The sequence below is a fragment of the Pirellulales bacterium genome, from assembly GCA_035546535.1.
Classification (GTDB): Bacteria; Planctomycetota; Planctomycetia; order Pirellulales; family JACPPG01; genus JACPPG01.
Genome location: DASZWQ010000190.1, coordinates 24,058 through 40,044, shown reverse-complemented (window position 1 = coordinate 40,044; position 15,987 = coordinate 24,058). Strand labels below are relative to the sequence as shown.

Annotated in this window: 13 protein-coding genes; 7 read left to right on the top strand and 6 right to left on the bottom strand. The window is 62.0% G+C overall.

The features are described from left to right. The coding region (locus tag VHD36_22340; GenBank protein HVU90088.1) for a thiamine pyrophosphate-dependent enzyme at positions 1-445 on the top strand (445 nt) is incomplete at its 5' end. Positions 446-556: 111 nt separating this feature from the next. Here the strand turns inward: VHD36_22340 and VHD36_22335 are convergent. Both VHD36_22335 and pepF read right to left on the bottom strand, forming a co-directional pair. Then, entirely contained in the window at positions 557-1,321 is a 765-nt protein-coding gene (locus VHD36_22335) for a TIM barrel protein (GenBank protein HVU90087.1), read from the bottom strand. Between the two features lie 76 nt (positions 1,322-1,397). Further along, positions 1,398-3,200 (bottom strand): oligoendopeptidase F, encoded by a 1,803-nt coding sequence (gene pepF / locus VHD36_22330; GenBank protein HVU90086.1) that lies wholly within the window; start codon positions 3,198-3,200, stop codon positions 1,398-1,400. Positions 3,201-3,517: 317 nt separating this feature from the next. Here pepF and VHD36_22325 point away from each other — a divergent pair, with 317 nt between their 5' ends. The 3 genes from VHD36_22325 to VHD36_22315 all read left to right on the top strand — a co-directional run bounded on the left by VHD36_22325 (position 3,518) and on the right by VHD36_22315 (position 7,661). After that, positions 3,518-4,909 carry a S8 family serine peptidase gene (locus VHD36_22325; GenBank protein ID HVU90085.1) on the top strand — a complete coding sequence of 464 codons (1,392 nt, stop codon included), beginning with the start codon at positions 3,518-3,520 and terminating at the stop codon, positions 4,907-4,909. A 144-nt stretch (positions 4,910-5,053) separates the two neighbouring features. After that, positions 5,054-5,302 carry a hypothetical protein gene (locus VHD36_22320; GenBank protein HVU90084.1) on the top strand — a complete coding sequence of 83 codons (249 nt, stop codon included), beginning with the start codon at positions 5,054-5,056 and terminating at the stop codon, positions 5,300-5,302. A 391-nt stretch (positions 5,303-5,693) separates the two neighbouring features. After that, the gene (locus VHD36_22315; protein ID HVU90083.1) at positions 5,694-7,661 is read left to right on the top strand and encodes a tetratricopeptide repeat protein; all 1,968 of its coding nucleotides are present in this window, start codon (positions 5,694-5,696) and stop codon (positions 7,659-7,661) included. Positions 7,662-7,799: 138 nt separating this feature from the next. Here VHD36_22315 and VHD36_22310 read toward each other — a convergent pair whose 3' ends face one another. Continuing rightward, the gene (locus VHD36_22310; protein HVU90082.1) at positions 7,800-8,597 is read right to left on the bottom strand and encodes a 2-phosphosulfolactate phosphatase; all 798 of its coding nucleotides are present in this window, start codon (positions 8,595-8,597) and stop codon (positions 7,800-7,802) included. Between the two features lie 173 nt (positions 8,598-8,770). Here VHD36_22310 and pgi point away from each other — a divergent pair, with 173 nt between their 5' ends. Continuing rightward, the gene (gene pgi / locus VHD36_22305; protein ID HVU90081.1) at positions 8,771-11,143 is read left to right on the top strand and encodes a glucose-6-phosphate isomerase; all 2,373 of its coding nucleotides are present in this window, start codon (positions 8,771-8,773) and stop codon (positions 11,141-11,143) included. 58 nt (positions 11,144-11,201) lie between these two features. After that, positions 11,202-12,596: a glucose-6-phosphate dehydrogenase gene (gene zwf / locus VHD36_22300; protein ID HVU90080.1), complete on the top strand. Its 1,395-nt coding sequence runs from the start codon at positions 11,202-11,204 to the stop codon at positions 12,594-12,596. An 86-nt stretch (positions 12,597-12,682) separates the two neighbouring features. On the opposite strand, the gene VHD36_22295 is transcribed toward zwf, so the two are convergent. Both VHD36_22295 and VHD36_22290 read right to left on the bottom strand, forming a co-directional pair. Continuing rightward, on the bottom strand, positions 12,683-13,246 hold the full coding sequence (locus tag VHD36_22295; protein ID HVU90079.1) for a DJ-1/PfpI family protein: 564 nt from the start codon (positions 13,244-13,246) through the stop codon (positions 12,683-12,685). 440 nt (positions 13,247-13,686) lie between these two features. Then, the gene (locus VHD36_22290) at positions 13,687-14,592 is read right to left on the bottom strand and encodes an endonuclease/exonuclease/phosphatase family protein (GenBank protein ID HVU90078.1); all 906 of its coding nucleotides are present in this window, start codon (positions 14,590-14,592) and stop codon (positions 13,687-13,689) included. 364 nt (positions 14,593-14,956) lie between these two features. On the opposite strand from VHD36_22290, the gene VHD36_22285 reads away from it, so the two are divergent. Further along, positions 14,957-15,154, top strand: a complete 198-nt coding sequence (locus tag VHD36_22285; GenBank protein ID HVU90077.1) for a hypothetical protein — start codon at positions 14,957-14,959, stop codon at positions 15,152-15,154. 14 nt (positions 15,155-15,168) lie between these two features. On the opposite strand, the gene VHD36_22280 is transcribed toward VHD36_22285, so the two are convergent. Continuing rightward, positions 15,169-15,852: a PEP-CTERM sorting domain-containing protein gene (locus VHD36_22280; protein ID HVU90076.1), complete on the bottom strand. Its 684-nt coding sequence runs from the start codon at positions 15,850-15,852 to the stop codon at positions 15,169-15,171. Positions 15,853-15,987: the final 135 nt, after the last annotated feature.

Genomic DNA, 15,987 nt, shown 5'->3' with positions numbered 1-15,987 from the left:
CATTCCCTCGGCGATGGGGCACGCGCCCATGCTGGCATTGGGCATGGCGCTCGCGCAGCCGCAGCGCGAAGTCCTCGCCTTCAATGGCGACGGTTGCATGCTGATGAGCCTGGGCTGCCTGGTGACGATCGTCGCCAGCGGAGCGACGAACCTGACGCTCATTGTCTTGGAGAACGGTGTTTACGAAGTGACCGGCGGCCAGCACACCGCCGGAGACGCCGCGCACGTAGATTTCGTCGGCATGGCCCAGGCCGCCGGCTTTACGAGCACGGCGCGCTTCACCGACTTGGAGGATTGGCGTGCCCGCGCGGCCGAGGTTCTTTCGCTACCCGGCCCGCGCTTCATCGTGCTGGAAGTGGCGCGCGTGGCAGATCATGAGCTAGTGTCGCCGGGACCGATGGCGGCTCGCATCGCGCGATTCCGCGAGGCACTTGGCACCGGATAGGTTCGTTGGCAGGCTACAAAAACGAATGCATCCGCAGTGTTCATGCCGTGGGGCGGCATGAACACTGTGGATGTATTCCTCGTCTGCTCCGCCGCAGGGACGACTTAACGCTCAGCCGCGGGCCGTCATCCGCTCCCACAGCAGGCGGTAATACTTCATGACCCGGATCGGGTCGGCGGTCTTGTCCCCTTCCTCGACCAGGGTCCAGCCCGTGAAGCCGGCGCCGTTCAAGAGATCGAACAACTGCTGCCAGGGATAGCCCGAGATCAGATCGTGAATGTGGATGGTGCCGAGGCGATTCTTCACGAGGTTGAAATTCTCGACCAGCCCGGCGCCGGCCAGGTCGGTCTGATTGCAGTTCCAGCAGACGACGGCGCCGGGATGCGTGGCGGCGTCCATGATCGCTTTGACGCGTGGCAGTTCGTCGGTGCCGCGCCCGTGAACCTCCAGCCGTACGACCTGTCCATACCCTTCGCCGAACGCGGCCAGCTCGGCCAGCGAGCGACCGATCTGCTCGAGGGTCTTGGCGACCGGCACCTCCTTGGGGAGTCCATTGGGGCGGACCTTGATGCCGGTGCCGCCGCAATCGTGGCTCAGCTTGATGAAGGCTTTTGCCTCTTCGATATGCTTCTTGAGCTCGTCCGGATCGGCGGAATGGAAATCGCACGTCGTGCCGAGGCCGACCAGCTCGACACCGCTATCGGTGAATCGCTTGTTGACTTCCCGCCGCTCGTCGGCCGAAAGGCCAGGCTCGACCCCATGCTTGTGCGTGGTCCGCAGTTCGACGCCGGCAAACCCGGTTAGCTGACAGTTCTTGATGAGCGTGGGCAGATCCCAGTCCGCGCCCCACATGTACGTGACAAGTCCCAGTTGCATTGCTTTACTTTCCCGTGGCAGCCTGTGATATTCCCGCATCAGTATGCGCATGAACGTGGATGATCGCCACTATTCGCTACAGCAGCTCGTCCAACTCCTTGACCAGGCGATGGAAATAGGCCAGGGCCGTGTTCACCGGCTCGGGCTTTTCCATATCCACGCCCGCGCCGCGTAAGAGGTCCAATGGATCTTTCGAGCAGCCTCCTTTGAGGAAGCTTAAATAATCCTCAACGGCGCCTGGCACTCCGGAATCAACGCGCTCGGCCAGCGCGATCGCCGCCGATAGCCCGGTCGCGTATTTGTAGACGTAAAACGCGCTGTAGAAATGCGGGATGCGGAAACACTCCAGCGACAGTTCCTGATCCAGGATGAAATGGGGGCCAAAGTACGCTTCCAACAGCTCCCGGTACACGCTCTTGAAACGGTCGACCGTCAAGGGCTCGTTTCGTTCGGCCAGCTCGTGCGTGATCTTCTCGAACTCGGCGAACATTGTCTGCCGGAGAATCGTGCCGCGGATGGCGTCGATCTCGCGATTGATGAGATAAGCCCGCTCGCGGTCGTCGCGAGCGTTGCGCATCAGGTGCTTGCTGAGCAACTGTTCGTTGAACGTGCTGGCGACCTCGGCCACGAAGATCGTGTAGTTGTAATACTGAAACGGCTGCGCCTTGGCCGAAAGGTACGAGTGCATCGAGTGCCCCGCCTCGTGCGCGAGCGTGAAGACGTGGTCGAGCACCGTAGGCTGGAAGTTCATCAAGATGTAAGGATCGCCGTCGAACGAGCCCGAGCTGAACGCGCCGCTCTGCTTTCCCTGGTTCTCGTACCGGTCGCACCACCGCCCGGAGAGGCCCTGCTCCAGCACGCCGCAATAATGGTCGCCCAAGGGGGCGAGCGACTCGACCACCACATTCACGGCTTCGTCCCAGGAGTGGCGCGATTGCCGCTCGCTGAGGATCGGCACGTAGGTGTCGTAATGATGGATGTCCTTGAGCTTCATCTTGCGGCGCCGCAAGTCGTAGTACTCGTGCAGACCGGGCAAGTTCTTGCGCACGGCGGCGATCAAGTTGTCATAGACCGCCATCGGTACCCTGTCGGGAAACAGGGCGGCGGCCAGCGCGCTTTCGTAGCCGCGGGCCCGAGCGTAGTAAATATCGCGCTGCACGGAACCGGCGAGCGTGGCCGACAGCGTGTTCTCGTGGGCGGCGAATTGCTGGTAGTACTGGCGGAAGGCCGCCTCGCGCACGCTGCGCTTGGGGGAATGCAAAAGCGTCGAAAACGAGGCATGGCTTAGCTCGACCATCTGGCCGGCGTCGTTCTTGATCGCGCCGAACTTCAGGTCGGCGTTGTTCAATTGGCGAAAGACCTGGTTGGCCGTCAGTGACATCTCGCTCTGCATGGCCAGCAGCTTTTCTTCACCGTCGGAAAGTGTGTGCGGCTTGTAGCGCAGCAATCGCTCGAGCTGCAGGCGGTAGGGGGCCAGTTCCTTGGCGGCCAGAAACTTTTTCATCTTTGCCGCCGGGATGGCCATGATCTCGGGGCGAATGTAGCTGGCTACCTGGCCGGCGCGGCTGGCGGCGTTTTGATAGCGACCTTGCATCCGCTGATAGGTGCTATTGGCGGTGTCCTCGGCCGTTTTGAGGAACGCGTAGGTGCCCAATCGCTCGGCAGCCCGATCCATGTCGACGTCGAACTTGAAGCAGGCGGCGATTTCCTTGGCTCCCTTGCCAAGCGTGCCCTTGAACTTCGCGTAGTCGCCGATGCGCCGCTCCCACCGCTTGAACGCGCTCTCCCACGCTGCGTCATTCTCGAACAGGCTCGACAGGTCCCATTGATCGGCCGCTTTCACCTGGCCGCGCTTCGGCAATGTCTGAATCTTCGTCATGGTGCTCTGGTGTTTGTGTTCGGAGGGGCACTTGCCACGGTTGGCTCGGCGCCCGGTATTTGCCCAGCGTCAGCAGCCCCCTTGGTATCGACAATAGCTGTTTCCCGCCAGAGGGGACGAGCTCTTCGGCCCGACTTCCGGCGAAAGATACAGGGCCGCAAACCAACATTTTTCTACAACGACCCAGGCGCGCTGTGACAACCCGTTGTCACCCCCTGCCACTACGGTACACGCTCGTGGCGTTATCCCGTGCCGATGACGCGCGATTGCACACAACTCATGGCCGAAGGGGGAAAGCCATGCTCGCCGGTGGTTTGATGAGAAGCTCGCTTTTAGGAGCTGCAACTTCGCCGCTTAAACCCGAGACGACGGGCCGCTCCCTGGTACTCATGCGCCATGGTACCGACGGGATGCAGGCGGCCCTTCGCACCCTGCAAGAAAGCGCCGGACTGGCAACCGTGCGTATGTCCGACTTGCGCGATGGTCCGCACGTCGCCGATATACCCACTTCAGGTGCGGTGCTGCTCGAGGCGATCGGCGTGGCGATCGTCAATGGCGATCCTGATCAGATCGGCCGGCTCAACGTGCAAGCCACGAAGTCCGATTCCATCCTGGCGGTGGAAGCGGAGCGCGTCGTCTATGCAGCCACTCGATTCAGCGGGCCCGAGGCAGGGATTGGATTGCCCACAGGCGCGCCACCTCCGGCGTTCGCAATGGAATCGATCAACCGTGACTATATGCGTGGCTATCGCGACGGGATAAATCATGCGACCGAATTGTGCTTCGGCCCGGTACCGGCCGCGCCGGCCGCGCGCATGATGCCGTGGGCGGCTGCCATCGACGAATCGGCTGTGACGTGGGGACTGCAGGCAACGCGCGTCGTGGAAAGCCCATGGTCCGGGCGGGGAATCAAAGTCGCCGTGCTCGACACCGGCTTTGAAGTACACCATCCGGACTTCGCCGACCGCAGGGTCACGACGCAATCCTTCGTCCCCGGCGAAACAGTGCAAGACGGGCACGGGCACGGCACGCATTGTGTCGGCACGGCGCTTGGACGTCGGATTCCTGATCCGCTCCCCCGGTACGGTATTGCGTACGAAGCAGAGATCTTCGTCGGAAAGGTCTTGAGTAACCTCGGCAAAGGCGCCGACGGCGACATCATGGCCGGCATCAACTGGGCGGTGCACAATGGCTGCCGCGTGATATCGATGTCGCTCGGAGCGCCCGTGCGGGCAAGGCAGAATCCTTCGACGGTCTTCGAGAACACGGCGCGCCGCGCACTCGCCGCGGGAACACTGATCGTGGCGGCCGCCGGCAATGACAGCCATCGGCAGAATAATCCCCCTGACATCTGGCCGGTGGAGCATCCGGCGAATTGTCCCTCGATCATGGCCGTGGCGGCCGTTGATTCTGCCATGCAGGTTGCCTGGTTCTCCAATGCGGGACTGGAACCCAACGGTGGTCAGGTCAACATCGCGGGTCCTGGTGTCGATGTGTACTCCAGTTGGATTCTGCCGAAGCGATACAACATTATCTCGGGCACAAGCATGGCCACGCCGCACGTGGCTGGGATCGCCGCCTTGCACGCGCAAGCCAACCCGAGCATTACAGCCGTTGACTTATGGACGCGGCTGGTCAAGTCGGCCCGGGCGCTCGGTCAGCCGCCAGCCGACGTCGGCTCGGGGCTGGTGCAGGCACCGCTTGAATGAGCTGCGCCTCTGTCGACGATGCCGCCACAGGTACACTTTCAAGGACTGGCCAGCGCCGGCCACGGCGAATGGCAGCAAACGACCATTGCCTCCGCCGCGCCCCCACTTCTATGATTGATCAGGGAGGGCTCGGCGGAGGTGGTCATGACGGTTCCCGATCGCGTGAACGTCAACGTTAGCGTTGACGACGAGCATCTCGCTCAAATTGATGCCATAGCGGCACAATTGCGCGCCGCCGGAATGCACGTCGATCGCACGCTGACGGCGCTCGGATCGATTTCCGGTCATGCCGCCAGGGATACGCTAAATGCATTGCGCCAGGTGCCAGGTGTGTCAGCCATTGAGCATGAACGTTCCTTCCAATTGCCCCCTTCGGACGCCGACGTCCAATAGCACGCGGCCACGAGACGGTTCCATCCGCTGCGTCGGCGAGAGGGCCCGGCCGGCAGCCCCATGAATACCGTTCGAGCCCATGACGGACGGTTGTTCGGCCAGCACTTTCGGCAGTATCATGGCCGAACTCGTAAGTCTGGCCGATTCGAAGAACAGCGGCTTGCCGGCTCACGATCTTCCGAATAGCGAGCGGTATGCTTCGCGAACCGCGTCGTTCCACTAACAAGGCCATGCCGCAAGCCAGGTAGTGATGCCCAGCAAACGAGGCCACGGGCGGCGCGACTTCGCCCCGGTTAGCTCGACGGCAACGCACGGAACCCGGACGGTCGCCGCGTCGCCATCGGAACGATCGTCCGCCTGGCAGCTGCGACTGTCGCGCGCGGCACCGCTAATGGTCTTCGTTGTGCTCGGCGCCGCGATTGCGACGGTGTACGGGCCGGGCCTTCGGGCCCCGTTTGTTCATGATGACGGTGCATCGATCATCAACAACCATTCGATCGTTCGATTGTGGCCCCTCATGGGCTCGCCAGGCCCCCTGCGCCCCCCCAAAGATCTGCCGACCTCGGGCCGACCTCTCGTCAACGCGTCGCTGGCGCTGAATTATTATTTCGGCCAGTATCGTACCGCTGGCTACCACCTCGTGAATGACATCGTGCACGCGCTCACGGCAACGCTGCTTTGGGCGTTTATTCGCCGCGTGCTCGGCCTGCCCTGTTTTCAGGGAAGATGGGATCATAACGCAGGCATTCTGGCGTTCGCCATTGCGCTTCTCTGGGCAGTGCACCCGCTGCAAACGCAAAGCGTGGAATACGTCACGCAGCGTACGGAACTGCTGTTGGGGTTCTCCTATATCGCGACGATGTACGCGAGCCTGAGGCATCTAACGGCCGAAAACTCCGCCGCTCGAAAATCCTGGCTTGCCATCGCGACGCTGAGCTGTTTCGCCGGCATGGCTTGTAAGGAGACGATGGTCACCGCGCCGATCATGGTGGCGCTTCTGGACTGGACGTTTTTCCGCGGATCCGCGCGCAACCTATTGCGAAGAGCCTGGCCGCTCTATGCGGCTCTTGCCAGTAGCTGGCTTTTGTTGTTGGCGCTGAACATCGGCGGCCCGCGCTCCGCCTCGGCCGGTTTCCAGAGTGAGCTACCGGCGACCGTGTGGTGGCTGACTCAGTGCAAGGTCTTGGTGATCTACATCAAGCTGGTCTTTTGGCCGGCGCCGCTCTTGATGCACTACGAGTTGCCACGATTGGAAACGCTGCGCGACGCCTGGCCGTGGGCCTTACCGGTCGCAGTGGCGATTGTCGCCACGCTCGTTTTGCAAGCTCGCCGTCATCCATCGGGTTTTCTGGCCGCATGGTTCTTCCTGATCCTCGCGCCAACGTTCATCGTGCCGGTGGTGACTGAAGTCGCCGCCGAGCGGCGCATGTACCTGCCGCTGGCCGCGCTCGCGACGTTCTTCGTGCTCGCCACTTATCGAGCTGTTGCCCGGCTGGCAAACCGAACCGGCGCCGTTGCGCCGGAAGTCGCCCGCAGCCGGCACGTCACGGCCATCGTGCTCACCGCGGCGCTCCCCCTGGCGACCGTCTACGGCGCGGTCGGCCGCCAGCGCGTGAAGGTTTACCTGGATAACGTGGCTGTCTGGCAAAGCGTGCTCGACGCGCAGCCGGACAACGTCGTCGCGCAGGCAAGCCTTGCCGAAGCGCTCGACCACGCCGGCCGCCCGGACGAGGCGTTGACGCACTTTCGAAGGGCGCTCGAACTTGCTCCCGATTCGTACGTCACGCATCACCTGGCGGGAACCATGCTCTTGGGGCGTGGACAACCTGAGGAAGCGATCGCACATTTCCGTCGCGTCGTGGAATTGAAACCGCAATCGGCCAGCGCACTAAATAACCTGGGCGTGGCGCTCAACGCCGCTGGCCAGCGCGCGCAGGCCATTACCCAATACCAACGCGCGCTCGAGTTCGATCCCGACTACCCCGAGGCGCACAACAACCTGGCCACGGCGCTGGCAAACCAGGGCGGCAACGAACAGGCGATCGTACATTTCACACGCGCCGTGCAACTGAATCCTGACTACGCCGGCGCGCTGAAAGGCCTGGGCATCGTCCTGATCCGCACGGGCCGAGTCGCGGAAGGGGTCGAATCGTTGGAGTCGGCCGCGCGCCTGCAGTCCGATCCAGACACGTATGCCACGCTGGCGATTGCATACGCCAATGCGCAGCAATTCGATAAGGCACTCAGCGTCGTTAACCGAGCGCTTGAGCTCGCGCGCTCGTCGGGTCAGACGAAGTTGATCGAGTCATTCACCGCGCTGCGCAATCAGCTGCAAAATGCGCCTCGGCAGGACAAGTAAAGCGTCCCTCGCAAAAAGCGGCGGCGGACGCCGAAGACCTGTTGTTCGTGCAGGTGTCGCCTCGGGATCGTCGGCACCGATAGCGTATGATGGGAGAGGCACGGTTTGACGGGCCGGGATGACAATTCGAGCCGATCGCTAATGGCTTCGTCGGATTTCCCACGACTGCAGATCCAGCGCAGGCACAAAATCAAATCGGTCGAGCGCCGCGCAATCCGGAATGTCGCGGGCCAGGCCGATCCGCTTCAGATTGCGGCCTCCTTTACTTTCTGAAAGCGCCCGGGCCAGCCACTCGGACGAGTCGCGGGCCGTGAAGAGTTCCGCCGGCGGTAACGCCGCCTGCCACGAGTCGCGCGCGATCCGCGCTTGATCGTTCAGCTCGCAGCGCGACCAGGCGCCGGCCGAGAGCGGATCGTCAGGTCGCATCAGCTCGTGCGTGAAGGCGCCCGCGGCCAGCACGTCCTCGCGTGTGATTTCACCTTCGGTTCCGGCGCACAATAGGTGTACGTTTTCGGCGTCGCGCAGCCGCGCGGCGAGCGCCTGCAGCCCGACGAATGTTCCCAGCAGCACCTGTTTCGCCTGCCGGCAGTGCAGCATGGCCCGTGTGCCATTGGTGGTGGTGAAGACGAGCGTCCGACCGGCGACGCGCTCAGAGGTGTATTCGCGCGGCGAGTTGCCCAGGTCGAACCCTTCGATCGGCAGTCCGTGCCGCTCGCCGGCCAAGAGGGGGCGCACGCCATCTTGTCGCGCGATCCGGTCCGCCAGTTGCAGTGCTTCGTCGATTTCGCCGACGGGAATCACACGCGCGGCGTCGGCGGCCAGGGCGCAGGTGATGGTCGACGTCGCCCGCAGAATGTCGAACACCACGACCGTGGCGCCAGCCAGCTCTTCGGGCGCAACGAGCTGTGGCAGGAAGTGAGCTTGAATGATGGGCATGCGCATTCCGTTAAAGTGGTTATGGATAAACGAATCATAGCGCGAAAGCCGATGGCCGGAAACCGTCTGCATCGACGCGCCGCGTGCCAAATAAGCTATGATGTCGAGGCGGCGCGCGGCGTCATGGATGATCACGAGTCAAACGCGCGTCGGCAGGCATAGGAGCTTTTTTGATGCAGACACTGGCCATCGATATCGGCGGCACGCACGTCAAGATTTTAGCCACCGTCCAGGCCGAGCCGCGCAAATTCGTCTCCGGGCCCACGCTCACGGCGGCACAGATGGTCCCCCGCGTGCAGGAACTGGCGGCCGATTGGCAATACGACCGCATCTCGATCGGCTACCCAGGCGTCGTCGTGCGCAACAAGCCCATTACCGAACCGCATAACTTGGCGCCCGGATGGGTCGGCTTCGATTTCGCCGCCGCCTTTCATCGCCCCGTCAAAATCATCAACGACGCCGCCATGCAGGCGCTGGGAAGCTACGAAGGGGGCAGCATGTTGTTCCTCGGCCTGGGAACCGGGCTCGGATCGGCCATGGTCGTGGATGGTTTGCTGGAACCGATGGAGTTGGCCCATCTGCGCTATCGGAAACGAACCTACGAGGATTATGTCGGCCTGCGCGGCTTGGAAAAGTTCGGCAAGAAGCGCTGGCGAGCGCTGGTCAACGACGTCGTGAAGACGTTGTGCGCGGCGCTCGAGCCTGATTACGTCGTCCTGGGCGGCGGCAACGTCAAAAAACTAAAGACCATGCCGCCCAAGTGCCGGCTGGGCGACAACGCCAATGCGTTCCGCGGAGGGTTCCGCCTTTGGGAGCAAACCGCTACGCTGGCGCCCAGTGCCACGGCCGACTCGGCGGCGTCGGCACCTTCAACACATCCCTCCGCGAAAAGCGCAGCTCGCATGACGACAACCACCTCGGCAACGAGTTCAAGCCCGGCCTGGCAGGCGCTCGCCGCCCATTACGCGAAGTTCAAAGACACCCACTTGAGGCAGCTCTTTGCCGACGACCCGGCGCGGGCCGAGAAATTTTCGCTCGACGCCGTGGGGCTGCATCTCGATTATTCGAAGAACCGCATCACGGCCGAAACGATGCGCCTGCTGCGGCAACTGGCCGACGAAGCGAAGCTGGCCGACCGGCGCGACGCGATGTTCCGCGGCGAGCGGATCAACGTCACTGAGAATCGGGCCGTGTTGCACGTCGCCCTGCGCGCGCCGAAGGGCGAGAAAATCGTTCTCGACGGTCAAGACGTCGTGCCGCAAGTACACGCCGTGCTCGACAAGATGAGCGCGTTCGCCGATCGGGTGCGCAGCGGGCGCTGGCTGGGGCATACCGGGCGGCGGATCCGCAACGTCATCAATATCGGCATCGGCGGTTCGGACCTTGGCCCGGTCATGGCCTACGAAGCGTTGCGTCATTACAGCGACCGCAGCCTGACGTTCCGCTTTGTCTCGAACGTCGACGGCACCGATTTCGCCGAAGCCGTGCAAGGGCTCGACGCGGCCGAGACCTTGTTCATCGTTTCGTCAAAGACCTTCACTACGCTCGAGACGATGACCAATGCCCACACGGCCCGCGACTGGTCCCTGCGCACACTGCGCGACGAAGCGGCCGTGGCGAAACACTTCGTGGCCGTCTCGACGAACGCGAAAGAGGTGAGCAAGTTCGGCATCGACACGGCCAACATGTTCGGCTTCTGGGATTGGGTCGGCGGCCGCTACTCGATGGATTCGGCCATCGGCCTGTCGACGATGCTGGCTGTCGGACCTGACAACTTCCGCGCCATGCTCGCCGGCTTTCACGCCATGGACGAGCATTTCCGCACCGCGCCCTGGGAACACAATCTGCCGGTGACTCTGGGCCTGCTGTCGGTCTGGTACAACGATTTCTTCGGCGCCGAGACCGTCGCCGTTTTGCCGTACGATCAATACCTGAAGCGCTTTCCCGCGTACTTGCAGCAGCTCACCATGGAGAGCAACGGCAAGCACGTCACGCTCACCGGCGCACCGGTCGAGCACGCCACCGGCCCCATTTATTGGGGCGAGCCGGGCACCAACGGCCAGCACTCGTTCTATCAATTGATTCACCAGGGAACGCGGCTCATTCCCTGCGATTTCCTCGGCTTCCTGCACACGCTCAATCCGCTGGGCGATCATCACGATCTGCTCACGGCCAACCTGCTCGCGCAGACCGAGGCCCTGGCTTTCGGCAAAACGCCCGACGAAGTGAAAGCCGAAGGAACGCCCGACTGGCTCGTGCCGCATCGCGTGTTCGAGGGGAACCGGCCGACAAATACGATTATGGCCGACCGGCTCACGCCGGAGACGTTGGGTAAGCTCGTCGCGCTCTACGAGCACAGCGTCTTCACGCAGGGAGTGATCTGGAACATCGATTCCTTCGATCAATGGGGTGTCGAGCTGGGCAAGGTTCTGGCCGGCCGCATCATTCCCGAACTGAAAGCGGCCGAGGAACCGAAGCTCGCGCACGACAGCTCGACATCGGCGCTGATTCGCCGCTATCGCGCCGCGCGACATGGCGCGTCGTAGCCGACGGATGGCCCCAATCAAAACCAACGACCAGCGACATAAGTGACGGAGGACTCTGATGCCCAACGAACGAGCCGACGCTCTGGTTTTCTTCGGCGCCACCGGAGACCTGGCGTATAAAAAGATCTTCCCATCGCTGCAGGCCATGACGGAGCATGGCGTGCTGGACATGCCGGTGATCGGTGTCGCCCGCGCGGGCTGGAATGTCGATCAACTTCGCGATCGGGCGCGGGCGAGCATCAAAGAGCACGGCCGCTTCGACGAGTCGGCCTTTGCCAAGCTTTCGTCGCGGATGAAATATGTCGACGGAGATTACAACGATCCGGCCACGTATCAAAAGCTGAAACAAAAGCTCGACAACGCGAAACGTCCGCTGCACTATCTGGCCATTCCGCCCAGCCTGTTCGAGCGCGTCGCGCAGGGCCTGGCCCAGGCAAGCTGCACGGATCACGCGCGCGTGGTGGTCGAAAAGCCGTTCGGCCGCGACCTGGCCAGCGCCGAAGACCTGAATCGCATCTTGCACAAGTTCTTTCCCGAGTCGGGCATCTTTCGCATCGACCACTACCTGGGCAAGGAACCGGTGCTGAACCTGGTTTATTTCCGCTTTGCCAACCCGATCCTCGAGCCGATCTGGAACCGACACTATCTGGATTGCGTGCAGATCACGATGGCCGAAAAGTTCGGCGTGCAGGGACGCGGCAAGTTTTACGAAGAAGCAGGCGCCATTCGCGACGTCGTGCAGAACCACATGCTGCAATTGGTGGCGGAAATTGCCATGGAGCCACCGGCCGCGCGCGATGCCGAATCGATCCGCGACGAAAAATTCAAGGTGTTGCGGACCATCAAACCCCTTGACCCGAAGTCAACCGTGCGTGGGCAGTTCCGCGGTTACCGCGACGAGGCCGGCGTGGCAAAGGATTCCACCGTCGAAACCTTTGCCGCTTGCCGCTTCGAGATCAACAACTGGCGCTGGGCCGGCGTGCCGTTCTACGTGCGCGTAGGCAAGTGCCTGCCGGTCACTTCGACCGAGGTGCGCGTGATCTTGAAGAAGATGCCGCAGACGGTGCTCAGTGATTCCGAATCAGGCTGGTCGAACTATTTGCGATTCCGACTTAATCCCGAGGTCGTGCTAGCCCTATCCACCCGCGCCAAAGTTCCCGGCGAACAGATGCGCGGCGAAGAAGTGGAACTGCACGCCCAGCATCAAAGCCCCGAGGATCGTGAGCCGTACGAACGATTACTGGGGGACGCGATCAACGGCGACCAGACGCTGTTCACGCGCGAGGATGGTGTCGAAGCGGCCTGGCGGATCGTTGACCCCGTGCTGGGCAATGTCACGCCGCTGCACGTTTATGAGCCCAACACCTGGGGCCCGCCCGACGCCGACAGGGCGTTGATCGACGGTCATGGCCCCTGGTACAACCCGGCGGCGAGCGAAGCCAAACCGGAGTGAGAGAGGGCGAAGCCCTAAACGATGAGTGCTAAGTGCTGAGCGGGGGGCGGAGCTCTTTCCGCTCATCGTTCATCACTCATCGCTCATCACTTCTTCTTCAGCATCTTCACGAACGTGGCCAATAACGGCGTGTTATCGTGCCAGGTTCGCGCCGTGACCAGGTTGCCATCTTGCACGCACGGTTCGTTCACGTAACGCGCTCCCCCTTGCGCGGCGTCGAGGGCGCATTTGGCGACGGTCGTCACGGTGCGGCCGCGGATGCAGTCGGCGGCGGTGAGGATTTCGATTCCGTGGCAGAGCGCAGCCACCGGTTTGTTCGCTTCGAAAAAATGCCGCGTGATGCGCAATAAGTCGGCGTCGTAGCGCAGGTATTCCGGCGCTCTCCCTCCGGAGACGAACAAGCCCGCATACTCGGTCGGATCGACATCGCGAAAGGCAATCGTCGCCGGCAGGTGATAGCCGGGCGATTCGCGCGTGATGTCCCAGGCAGGTTCCGAGGCTGGAGGGATTTCATGCAGCACCATGTGATACGTGCGCGCTTGTGGTCCCGCGACGATCACTTCGAACGCGTCTTCCGGCAATCGAAACAGCGCGTACATCGTGTCCAACACTTCGGTCGCGTCGCCGATCGGCATCAAGACCTTGGGCATGTTGCCTCACGCTCCTTTTCATTGCTGTTTTGGGAGTTTTTTGACGGATCAAAAACGCGGCGCCGTTGAAGCACGCCACCCAGTGGTACCGTAGCGCCTACGATGTTCACAAGAAATCTCACTACGCATGCGTCGGTCTGACGATATCTAAGTCGCTGACATGTTGACGACTCGGCGCGACGCTCGCTGCTCGACGAAGAACCACAGACTTGGGTTTACAAATCCGTAAGGCGCGATCAAACCCTTGCATTGCGTGCCTTGAGATGCATACTTGAGCTTACTGCTGTGAGCTTGCTCACAGTGGTTCGGCCTCCGCAGGTTCCTGCCCCACCTGCGGGGGCTTCTTTTTTGCGCCGAAGCATTTGGCGTTCTCGTGGAGTGCGCTGTATGCACCTATTCTACGGGAATCTTTTTGCGTCGTTCCACCGCCCGGCACCGCTTCATTGGGGTGTCCACACTAGGCTCGCCACGACGGGAAAATGGTCGCTCGGATATTGCCCGTTCGACGCGAAGGTCACGACTTCGCTCGATAGGGCCTTTACTGGCCCGCGCGTCAGAATCCAATCGATGCGCGCTCCGTTGTCCTTCGGCCCCGCGTAGTTGTGAAACGTGCCGATCGCCGGCCCGCGCTTTTCCGCCGCGGTCCAACTGTCGATGAATTTGCCGGCGCCGACGAGCGTCTCGTAGGCCGGGTTGTCGCCGGCGGCGGCGTTGAAATCGCCGACCAGGATCACCGGGAGCTTCGTCACGAGTTGCGCGACGCGTTTGACGACCAGCGCGGCGCTTTTTTCCCGCGCTGCCTGCACCTGGTGATCGAAATGCGTGTTGAGAAAGTAGAATTCCTGGCCTGATTCGCGCTCTTTGAATCGCACCCAGGTGACCATCCGCCGATTGGTGTTGCCCCAACTGGTCGAACCGATGCGGTCGGGCGTATCGGATAGCCAGAAGTGATCGAATTCCAGCGGTTCGAAGCGCGCGCGGCGATAATAGACGGCCATGAACTCGCCGCGGCTGCCGCCGTCGCGCCCCAGGCCGATCCAGGCATAATCCGGCAGATCGCTTTCCAGGTCTTTGACCTGCTGCCACAGCCCCTCCTGTGTGCCGATCAGGTCCGGCTTGACCTGTTCGATCAAGGCCTTCGCCACAGGGCGCCGCGCCTGCCACGCATTGGGCGGCTGGCTGCTGGCATAGCGCAGATTGAACGTCATCACCTTGAGTTGCCCGGCCGCCTCGTCAGCCTGGGCTGCCGGCAATGCAGTAACCACGATCAGGGCAACCAGGAATGTAACCAGCACGCGTCCCAACCTCGGGGCACCGCTGCTGCAATTCGCCCGACAAATCTTCATGATCACCTCGCTCAGAATCTCATGGGCAACCTGCTACGCGACCGCATGATAGTTACGGGAGCGGCCGGCTGCCACGCGCCGTTGCCTGCGGCCGAGGTCCGCGACTCTGGAGAGAATTGCTGATACGCGGCGGCGTTAAGAATCCCCGCCCTGGCAGGGAGGGGCCAGGGGAGGGTGATGCGTTGTGCCAGCTTGCGGTTCCCTGATCAGAGAACGCCTTGCCCCTCACCCTAGCCTCTCCCTGCGAGGGAGAGGGATTTGATGGACGCGTATTAGCCCGCGCGTTGCGCATACAAGCGCATTCCGGCGGCGGCAGACCTCGAGCAGCCTCTCTCCATCACCAAGCGCAGGTAGTGGGGTCATTTTGACCCCACTACCCAACGTCCGCGAGAAGATCGTCATCGAGCGGTCGTTCAACAACTATCGAGATAGCGCGGGAGGGTATTACTTGGGCAATGAACATGTGACAGCCGAGTTGGCGCGGCAAAATACAGAAAGCAATCCGGAAGCGATCGCCGTACCTGTTCGCATCGAGTGCGTCGAAGGCCAGATGGATGAATGAGGGGAGACAAAACCCTAGCCGCACGGGCGGCAAGGCAGGGATCTTCGCCATGCGAAGAATCCCGCGACAGCCAGGCCGGCCAACAATAGCCCGTCCGGCTCCGGCGCTGCAACCGTGATCGCGCCACTGAGCGCCATGATTGGCAGCGGAATTTCAGGGGTAGTTATGGCCCCCGCGTCCAGCCAGTAGGTGCTGGTGAAACTGGGAATGCCATCCGAGGCGCCCGCCGGGGAACCCAGTGGCGCAGAGTTTACCGGGTCATTGCCATAGCCCGTGTAAGCATATTCGGTGTCCGGGCCTGGATACGCATTGCCGAACTGGTCGTACAACACTGGATTGGCGAGCGTTCCCGAATAGAGCGATTGACCCTCGATGTTCACCTGAATGCCTTGCGTGTTATAGACAGGCAGACCGAGCCACGGCGCGTTACTCTCGGCCGTCACCCCGTCAACGGTTGTGGTGATCGACGACCATGTAGTGCTAGGTAGGTCGGGATTCTGCGCCGCCTCAGCATTAACGAACAGGTTGTACGGCGCCTCGGTGCCCATAGTGCCGGCAATGCTGTCGTAGGTCACGAAGATGAGCTGATACTGCTGGCCCGGAGCAAGCCCAATTGGCGGAATGATGGCGGCCAAAGAGCGGCCGGACGCCAAAGAAAGTGCGCACATCGCAGCGGCAAATACGATCGTCAATCTCATTTGCGTTCCCCTTCTAAAGTGGATGTACATCCCCGTAGCGACCTTCTAAGTGGCGGAGTTTACACGGGATAAGACCCTGGTCAAGAAAATTTGTAACAGCCACCACACCACGAGACACGCGCAGCGGCCCATCGC

What these genes read in the sequence shown, in the direction of transcription:
- VHD36_22310 (HVU90082.1), bottom strand. Translation starts at nt 8,597, where the DNA reads ATGCCCATCATTCAAGCTCACTTCCTGCCACAGCTCGTTGCGCCCGAA.
- pgi (HVU90081.1), top strand. Translation starts at nt 8,771, where the DNA reads ATGCAGACACTGGCCATCGATATCGGCGGCACGCACGTCAAGATTTTA.
- VHD36_22295 (HVU90079.1), bottom strand. Translation starts at nt 13,246, where the DNA reads ATGCCCAAGGTCTTGATGCCGATCGGCGACGCGACCGAAGTGTTGGAC.
- pepF (HVU90086.1), bottom strand. Translation starts at nt 3,200, where the DNA reads ATGACGAAGATTCAGACATTGCCGAAGCGCGGCCAGGTGAAAGCGGCC.
- VHD36_22325 (HVU90085.1), top strand. Translation starts at nt 3,518, where the DNA reads ATGAGAAGCTCGCTTTTAGGAGCTGCAACTTCGCCGCTTAAACCCGAG.
- VHD36_22335 (HVU90087.1), bottom strand. Translation starts at nt 1,321, where the DNA reads ATGCAACTGGGACTTGTCACGTACATGTGGGGCGCGGACTGGGATCTG.
- VHD36_22290 (HVU90078.1), bottom strand. Translation starts at nt 14,592, where the DNA reads ATGAAGATTTGTCGGGCGAATTGCAGCAGCGGTGCCCCGAGGTTGGGA.
- VHD36_22280 (HVU90076.1), bottom strand. Translation starts at nt 15,852, where the DNA reads ATGAGATTGACGATCGTATTTGCCGCTGCGATGTGCGCACTTTCTTTG.
- VHD36_22320 (HVU90084.1), top strand. Translation starts at nt 5,054, where the DNA reads ATGACGGTTCCCGATCGCGTGAACGTCAACGTTAGCGTTGACGACGAG.
- zwf (HVU90080.1), top strand. Translation starts at nt 11,202, where the DNA reads ATGCCCAACGAACGAGCCGACGCTCTGGTTTTCTTCGGCGCCACCGGA.
- VHD36_22315 (HVU90083.1), top strand. Translation starts at nt 5,694, where the DNA reads ATGGTCTTCGTTGTGCTCGGCGCCGCGATTGCGACGGTGTACGGGCCG.